Source organism: Bacillus sp. SIMBA_074 (assembly GCF_046534555.1).
GTDB classification, from domain to species: Bacteria; Bacillota; Bacilli; order Bacillales; family Bacillaceae_G; genus Bacillus_A; species Bacillus_A mycoides.
The window spans coordinates 1-252 of sequence record NZ_JAWRYM010000917.1 but is presented as its reverse complement, the minus strand read 5'-3'; the positions used below and the strand labels follow the sequence as shown (position 1 = coordinate 252).

Here is a 252-nt window from a genome sequence, read left to right as displayed (position 1 = left end):
CCTGAGAATCCGGGATGAACAGGAACAGGTGACGCAAAGGGAACTAATTTGGAAGCAAAAAGAAAATATTAAAGTGGTGTTCTCGGTTATCCTTCTGCTTATCAGTTGGATATTGGATAAGCAATATGTTGATGGAGGCATCATGCCGATAATCGGTTATGCGGCTGCAATCATAGTTGGAGGATATTCATTATTTTTCAATGGGTTGAAAAATCTTGCCAGACTTCGTTTTGATATGCACACCCTTATGAC

The 252-nt window shown here is 40.1% G+C and carries 1 pseudogene; it reads left to right on the top strand.

What is annotated here, in order from left to right:
* Positions 1–252: pseudogene (locus SB773_RS33445) on the top strand (cation-transporting P-type ATPase); the annotation flags it as partial.